Genomic DNA, 7,238 nt, shown 5'->3' on the forward strand with positions numbered 1-7,238 from the left:
TGGTCACGCCGTCCGCAGGGGGAACGCTACTTTGACCGCAAATCTTGCGTCAGGCGTTCATTTTCCAGAACGTGGCATTGCACCTGACGTTTTCAAGAGCTTTTTCGATATTTATTGTGTTTCTTCTATATGACGCCCGCTTCAGGTCCCGGCGGGTTGCGGATCGAGCGTGAACAGTTCCTGCGGGCGGGCCACGCCGCGCAGCGCGTAGCGGCCCAGCGACACCAGGCGATCGCGCTTGTTGCCGCAGGCGGCGGCGAAGGCCGACGACACGACGATGCGCTGGTCGATCGAGCGCGACAGGGCAGCCATGCGGCCGGCCTCGTTCACCGCCGGTCCGAGCACCGTGAAGTCGAGGCGCGAGCGGCCGCCGAAATTGCCGTAGAGCAGTTCGCCCTCGTGCAGCGCCAGATAGAGATCGGTGACCGGCAGGCCGTCGACGCTGCGCGTGGCGCTGAGCGCCGCGGCCGCGTCGATCGCCTCGCGCGCGGCCTTCAGCGCGTGGCCGCAGGCATCCTCCATGCGCTCGCCGGGGAAGATCGCCAGCATGCCGTCGCCCATGAACTTCAGCACATTGCCGCCATGCGCCTCCAGCGTGTCGACGACGATGCCGGCGTAGTCGTTGAGCAGGCCGAGCAGCAGGTGGCGATCGATCGAATCGGCGACGCGCGTGAAGCCCGAGAGGTCACTGAACCAGATCACGGCGCGGATGCTCTCGGCGCGGCCGCGCTCGATGTTGCCGGCGAGCACCCGCTTCGCCGCGTCCTCGCCGAGATAGGTGCCGAGCAGGGTGCGCGTCGTGGCGTGCAGGATGTTGCGGTTGAAGACCAGCGCCAGCGGCTTCTGGATGGCCTCGAGCAGGGTGATCTGCGCATTGCCGAAGCCGCCCGGCGCGTCGCTCAGCCACGAGCTCAACATGCCGTCGGTCTCGCCCAGCGTGGCGCCGGCGCCGTAGCGCGTGGCGAAGGCGGCGTACTCGGTGGCGCCCTCGCCGGCGAAGCGGTCGAGCAGCGGGAACTCGCCGGTCGGCGCGCCGTCGCCCAGCTTGCGGCGCAGGAAGTGCTCGCGGTTGACCAGCATGTGACGGAACGGGCTCTGCACCCACTCCGCGTCGGCCTCGTCGAAGGCGCCGCGATCGAGCATGGTCATCTCGACGCCGCGCTCGCGCGTCCAGTGGAAGCTGCGCGAATCGATGGTCGGGTGCAGCACGTCGGCGCCCAGGTTGAGGCGCCGCAGGCCGGCGCCGCGCTGGTTCAGCCGCTCGGCCAGCGCGGGCAGGAATTGCTTGATCGAGGTGCCGTTGAGGCCCTGCTCGATCAGCCAGGCGGTCATCTCGTGGGTGTCGTCGGCGCTCATGGGCCTGCAGATGGTGAGCGCGCCGCGGTTTGTGTAGGCCGATCAGGCGAGGCTTGCCGCGGTCGCGCACGAGCCTCAGGATCAACCATCGCGCCTGCGCCGGAAACTGTCATGGTCAATCGCCTCGCCGTCATCTTCCTGCTGCTCGGATCGCTCGCCGCCGTGCCGGCGCAGGGCCAGACCGCCGTGCAGCGCGGTCGCGCAGTGGCCGAGCAACGCTGCGCCGCCTGCCACGCGGTGGGCGCGGAGCAGACCGTCTCGCCCCTCGCGGCCGCGGCCAGCTTCAGCCGCGTCGCCGCGACGCCGGGCATGACCGAGCTGGCGCTGCAGGCGATGCTGCAGACCTCGCATCAGCGGATGCCGAACCTGATCCTCGACGCCGACGACATGCGCGACGTCATCGCCTACATCCTCAGCCTTGCGAAGCGATAGTGCCCGTCCGGTCGTAGATCCCTCGCTGCGCTCGGGATGACAGACGGAGCGATCGCCTATGGCTCTTCCCTTCTCCCCGCGAAGGCGGGGAGAAGGTGCCGAGCGTCAGCGAGGCGGATGAGGGGCTTCGCAGCGCTGCAATGGGCACAGCGTTTGACCGCGGCACCGTGAAGCCCCTCATCCGCCCTTCGGGCACCTTCTCCCCGCCTTCGCGGGGAGAAGGGAAGACGCCATATGCGTTCGCTCCGGGAAGACAGGGGGAGCGGCGTGTTCGCGCTCAGTCGACGCGCCTGACCTCGACGCGCACCGTCATCTCCGCCTCGGACGCGCCGGTGCGCCGGCCGGTGACGGGTGCGGCTTCGGTGTAGTCGAGACCGACCGCGAGCTTGAGGTAGTCGCCGGTCGGCGACAGGCCGCTCGCCGGATCGAAGCCGACCCAGCCGAGTTCGGGCACATGCGCCTCGGCCCAGGCGTGGCTGGCGCCGGAAACCGGCGGATCGGCGTCGATGCGCTTGTAGCCGCTGACGTAGCGCGCCGGGATGCCCAGGCGGCGGCAGCAGGCGATGAAGGCGTGGCTCTGGTCCTGGCGCACGCCCTCGCCGCGCTGCAGCGCCTCGAGCGCCGTGGTGTCGACGGTCGAGGCGCCCAGCCGGTAGGCGATGCGCGCGCGGATGCGATACATGATCTCGTGCAGCAGCGGCACGCGGCCCTGCAGATCGGCGACGCGCGGCGCGAGGTCGCCGACCACGGCGTCGATCGAGGCGTCGTGCCTGGCCATGCCGGTGTTGCGCAGCCAGAACGAGGGCGGCAGCGGATCGGGGCCGGCATAGCGCTGCCAGGTGTGATCGCTCGACCAGGTATATTCGCCGTGCGCCACCAGCTCGACCTCGCGATGCGGCGTGGTCAGCGAGAAGGTGCTGACGGCGTTGCCGTGGCCGTCGGTCCAGTCGAGCCGCTTGCCGGGGCCGCGCAGGCTCCAGCTCAGGATGCGCTGGCCCTCGGCGGGTATGGGCGTGAGCCGCGTGTCGTCGATCGAGTAGCGCACCGGCTCGGCGAAGCGGAAGCGCGTGACGTGGGTGACGGACAGGCGCATCGATGTCTCCTACCTTCCCCCGGAGGCGGGGGAAGGTGGCGCGCAGCGCCGGAAGGGGGATGTCGAAGACGAACGCGGGAGTCCGACTTCGACATCCCCCTTCCGCCCTTCGGGCACCTTCCCCCTCCGGGGGAAGGTATGAGCTGAACGCGTCACCATCCTCAATCCAGCAGGAACTGGCGGCCGATCTCGGAGGACAGCTCGTCGAGGCGGTCGCGCAGATCCTCGAGGAAGTCGCGCAGCCCGGCCTCGAAGATGTCGTCGATGCGGCCGTAGCGCAATTCGGCGTGCAGCGCGCCGGCCTGGCGGTCGGCCTCGCCGCGATTGCCGTAGAGCTCGGCCAGCTCGCGCATGGAAAGGTCGAGCTGCCACAGGCAATGGTGGATCGAGCGCGGCAGGTCGCGGCGCAGGATCATCAGCTCGGCCACCTTGCGCGGCTCGATGCGCGCGCGATAGACGCGGCGATAGGTGCGCAGCGCGCCGATGCAGGTGAGGATCTCCGACCAGCCGTAATAGTCGACGCCGTCGCGCGCCTGCGGCGCGCCGTCGGGCTGCAGGCGGTGATACTTCACGTCGAGGATGCGGATGGTGTTGTCGGCGCGCTCCAGGTAGGTGCCGAGCGACAGGAAGTTCCAGGCCTCGTCGCGCAGCAAGGTCGATTGCGCCGCGCCGGCGATCATCACGGTCTGCTTCTTCACCGTCTCGACGAAGGCGCCGCGGTCGACGCTGCGCCGCCTGCGCGCGATCGCGGCGACCTCGAGCCACAGCCCGTTGAGGCTCTCCCACACGTCGGTGGTGAGGTTGTTGCGCTCGGCCCGGGCGTTGTCGCGCGCCGCACGCACCGAGTTGATCACGCTCGAGGGATTCTCGACATTGAGCGTCATGAAGTCGATGAGCTGCGGCAGCTCGCCGTCGGGATGGATCGCCTCGAAGGCGTCGGCCAGGCCGTACATCTCGGCGACGTCGAAGGCCTCGGTCTTGCTCGACTGCAGCGCCGTGCGCTGCGTCGCCTCGAGCAGGCGCGCCATGTTCTCGGCGCGCTGCAGGTAGCGGCCCATCCAGTACAGGTTCTTGGCGGTGCTGCTCAGCATGGCGCGGCCGCCTTCACGACTGGCTCTGGCTTTGCGATTGCAATGGCACCTGCTGGCCGTGCTGGCCGTTGGGGCCCAGCACCCAGGTATCCTTGGTGCCGCCGCCCTGGCTGGAGTTCACCACCAGCGAGCCGTCCTTCAGCGCCACGCGGGTCAGCCCGCCGGGCACGATGGTGATCTCCTTGCCCGACAGCACGAAGGGCCGCAGGTCGACGTGGCGCGGCGCCACGCCCTGGTTGACGAAGGTCGGGCAGGTGCTGAGCGCGAGCGTCGGCTGGGCGATGTAGTCGTAGGGATGGGCCACGAGATGGGCGCGGAACTCCTCGATCTCCGCCTTGCTCGACGTCGGGCCCACCAGCATGCCCTTGCCGCCCGAGCCGTGGACCTCCTTGACGACGAGTTCGGGCAGATGATCGAGGATGAACTTGAGATCGTCGGGCCGATCGCCGCGATGCGTCGGCACGTTCTGCAGGATCGGCTCCTCGCCGAGATAGAAGCGGATCATGTCGGGGACGTAGACATAGGTCGACTTGTCGTCGGCCACGCCGTTGCCGATGGCGTTGACCACGTTGACGCGCCGCGAGCGCAGGGCGCCGATCAGGCCCGGCAGGCCGAGCAGCGAATCGGGCCGGAAGGCCAGCGGATCGAGGAAGGCGTCGTCGATGCGGCGGTAGATCACGTCGACGCGCTGCGGGCCGCGCGGCGTGCGCATGTAGACGCGGCCCTCGTCGACGAACAGGTCGGTGCCCTCGACCAGCTCGATGCCCATCTCGTCGGCCAGGAAGGCATGCTCGAAATAGGCGCTGTTGTACGGGCCCGGCGTCAGCAGCACGACGTTGGGCTCTGCATCGTCGCTGAACGACACCGAGCGCAGGGTGGCCAGCAGCTCCTCGGTGTAGTTGGCGACCGGCAGCACGCCCATGGACGCGAAGAGCTCGGGCGCCAGCCGCATCATCACCTCGCGGTTCTCCAGCACGTAGGAGACGCCCGAGGGCGTGCGCACGTTGTCCTCGAGCACGAAGAAGTCGCGCTCGCCCACGCGCACGATGTCGATGCCGGCGATGTGGCAATGCACGCCGCCGGGCAGATCGAGATCCTGCGCCAGCGGCACGAACTCGGCGTTGAGCAGCAGCTGGCGCTCGGGGATCACGCCGGCGCGGCAGATCTGGCGCTCGCCATAGGCATCGGTGAGGAAGGCGTTGAGCGCCCTCACCCGCTGCGTCAGGCCGCGCTCGAGGTACTGCCACTCATCGTGGGCGATGACGCGCGGGATGATGTCGAAGGGGATCGTCGTCTCGTGCCCGTCGGTCGCGCCATAGGCGCCGAAGGTGATGCCCTGGCGGCGGTAGAACTGGTCGACCTCGCTGCGCTTGGCTTCCAGCGTCGCTGCCGGCGTGTCGGCCAGCCATTGCGCCACGTCGCGGTAGGGTGCGCGCACGCCATCGGGCGCGGAGGTCATCTCGTCGAAGGCCTTGATGCCCGCCATGCAGTTCGCTCTCCCCACGCGCCTGATCACCATCCCAGCCGATTCGTGCCCAAGATGGTAGCAAAAAACACGCCAGCGACCGGCCCTTGACCGCAACGCGTCAGGCACCGCACCGTTCTCGGGCATCAGCGGAAGGAATGGGCATGAAGCAGGTCCAGTTGAGCGCCTATGGCGCGCCGGAAGAGGTCGCGCGCTGCGTCGAGGTGCCCGATGTCGGCGCGCCGGCGGACGACGAGGTGGTGTTCGACGTGCTGCTGTTTCCGATCAACCCGGCGGATGTCTGGTTCTGCCGCGGCTCCTATCGCCTCAAGCCGCCGCTGCCGGCGACGCCGGGTGCCGAATGCGTCGGCCGCGTCGCCGCGGTGGGTGCGGCGGTCAGCCATGTGAAGCCGGGCGACCTGGTGATCAACCTGCAGCGCGAGAACTGGGCGCAGCGCCGCCGCGTGAAGGGCGACGACGTGATCAGGCTGCCCGACGGCATCGACCTGCAGCAGGCGGCGATGGTGCGCATCAATCCACCGACCGCCTCGCTGATGCTGAGCGACTTCGTCGATCTGCTGCCGGGCGACTGGGTGATCCAGAACGTCGCCAACTCCGCCGTCGGCAAGCTGCTGATCCGCCTGGCCAGGGGCCGCGGCCTGCGCACGCTCAACGTCGTGCGCCGCGAAGCCCTGTTCGACGAGCTGACGGCGCTGGGCGCCGATGCCTGCGTCGTCGACGGACCCGATCTGTGGCAGCGCGCCCGTGCGCTCACCGGCAACGCGCCGATCAAGCTGGGCATCGACGCGGTGTCGGGCGAGGCGACGGGCCGGCTGGGCAATTGCGTCGCCGACGGCGGCGCGGTGTGCAACTACGGTTCGATGACCGGGCAGGATCCCGTCATGAACCGCGCCGACGTGATCTATCGCGGCGTGATCCTCACCGGATTCATGCTCGGCCGCTTCCTGGCGCGAAAGCCGGTCGAGCAGGTGCGCGCGCTCTATGACGAGCTGGCCGGCCGCGTCGTGTCGGGCGACCTGAGCGCGCCGGTCGAGCGCGTCTATCCGATCGAGGAGATCAAGGAAGCGCTGGCGCGCGCGCAGCAGGGCGAGCGCAGCGGCAAGATCCTCGTCGCGCCCAACGGGCCGGTGTGAGCGGGACCGCCGGCGTCTCGAAGCCGACCAGCGACGACGCGGCCCGAATGGCGTGAAGACGCTGCCTGGTCGGGGCGCGCCACTCCGGTGGCGCGTCTTGTCGATCGTCCGCCGCGCCACTGGAGTGGCGCGCGCCCCGGCCGCTTGAAGGCCGGCGGTCCCATTGATGCGCGCCGCGCAACACGCGATGATGCGCGCCGACGGGCGGGTTCACCGCCCAAGGAGGGATCGATGCCGAAGGACCAGGTGCAGGACTACGCCTCGGAAGTCGCCGCCGTGGAGAGCACGCTGCAGACCTATTTCGACGGGCTGCATGAGGGTGACACCGCGAAGCTGGGCGCCGCCTTCCATCCCTTCGCGCATCTCTACGCGGTGGGCGCCGACGGCAAGGCCACGGACATGCCGCGCGCCGACTGGTTCAAGCTGGTCGAGAGCCGGCCCTCGGCGAAGTCCAGGGGCGACGAGCGGCGCGATCGCATCGTGTCGATCGACTTCAACGGCCCCGACGCCGCCTTCGCCAAGGTCGAATGCCAGCTGCCGCCGCGCTACTTCACCGACTATCTGACCTTGCTGAAGATCGAAGGCCGATGGCAGGTGATCGCCAAGGCCTATACCGCGGTCACGAAGTAGTCACAGCGCGAAGCATG

Annotated in this window: 7 protein-coding genes; 3 read left to right on the plus strand and 4 right to left on the minus strand. The window is 69.1% G+C overall.

Features of this window, described 5'->3' with window-relative positions; genetic code table 11:
* Positions 1 to 141 precede the first annotated feature (141 nt).
* Positions 142 to 1,356 (minus strand): adenylate/guanylate cyclase domain-containing protein, encoded by a 1,215-nt coding sequence (locus KF889_23905; GenBank protein ID MBX3502501.1) that lies wholly within the window; start codon positions 1,354 to 1,356, stop codon positions 142 to 144.
* 111 nt (positions 1,357 to 1,467) lie between these two features.
* Between KF889_23905 and KF889_23910 the strand changes: the two genes are divergently transcribed.
* Positions 1,468 to 1,788, plus strand: coding sequence for a c-type cytochrome (locus KF889_23910; GenBank protein ID MBX3502502.1), 321 nt, complete (start codon positions 1,468 to 1,470; stop codon positions 1,786 to 1,788).
* A 277-nt stretch (positions 1,789 to 2,065) separates the two neighbouring features.
* Here KF889_23910 and KF889_23915 read toward each other — a convergent pair whose 3' ends face one another.
* The 3 genes from KF889_23915 to KF889_23925 form a co-directional block, all read right to left on the minus strand.
* A complete protein-coding gene (locus KF889_23915) occupies positions 2,066 to 2,881 on the minus strand; it encodes a transglutaminase family protein (GenBank protein MBX3502503.1) in 816 nt (271 codons plus the stop codon).
* 161 nt (positions 2,882 to 3,042) lie between these two features.
* Positions 3,043 to 3,972, minus strand: a complete 930-nt coding sequence (locus KF889_23920; protein ID MBX3502504.1) for an alpha-E domain-containing protein — start codon at positions 3,970 to 3,972, stop codon at positions 3,043 to 3,045.
* Positions 3,973 to 3,985: 13 nt separating this feature from the next.
* Positions 3,986 to 5,458 (minus strand): circularly permuted type 2 ATP-grasp protein, encoded by a 1,473-nt coding sequence (locus KF889_23925; protein MBX3502505.1) that lies wholly within the window; start codon positions 5,456 to 5,458, stop codon positions 3,986 to 3,988.
* 143 nt (positions 5,459 to 5,601) lie between these two features.
* Between KF889_23925 and KF889_23930 the strand changes: the two genes are divergently transcribed.
* Both KF889_23930 and KF889_23935 read left to right on the plus strand, forming a co-directional pair.
* Entirely contained in the window at positions 5,602 to 6,591 is a 990-nt protein-coding gene (locus tag KF889_23930; protein MBX3502506.1) for a zinc-dependent alcohol dehydrogenase family protein, read from the plus strand.
* A 231-nt stretch (positions 6,592 to 6,822) separates the two neighbouring features.
* Complete coding sequence (locus tag KF889_23935) at positions 6,823 to 7,221, plus strand: nuclear transport factor 2 family protein (protein ID MBX3502507.1); 399 nt, start codon at positions 6,823 to 6,825, stop codon at positions 7,219 to 7,221.
* Positions 7,222 to 7,238: the final 17 nt, after the last annotated feature.

Source organism: Alphaproteobacteria bacterium (assembly GCA_019635875.1).
Taxonomy (GTDB): domain Bacteria; phylum Pseudomonadota; class Alphaproteobacteria; order Reyranellales; family Reyranellaceae; genus JAFAZJ01.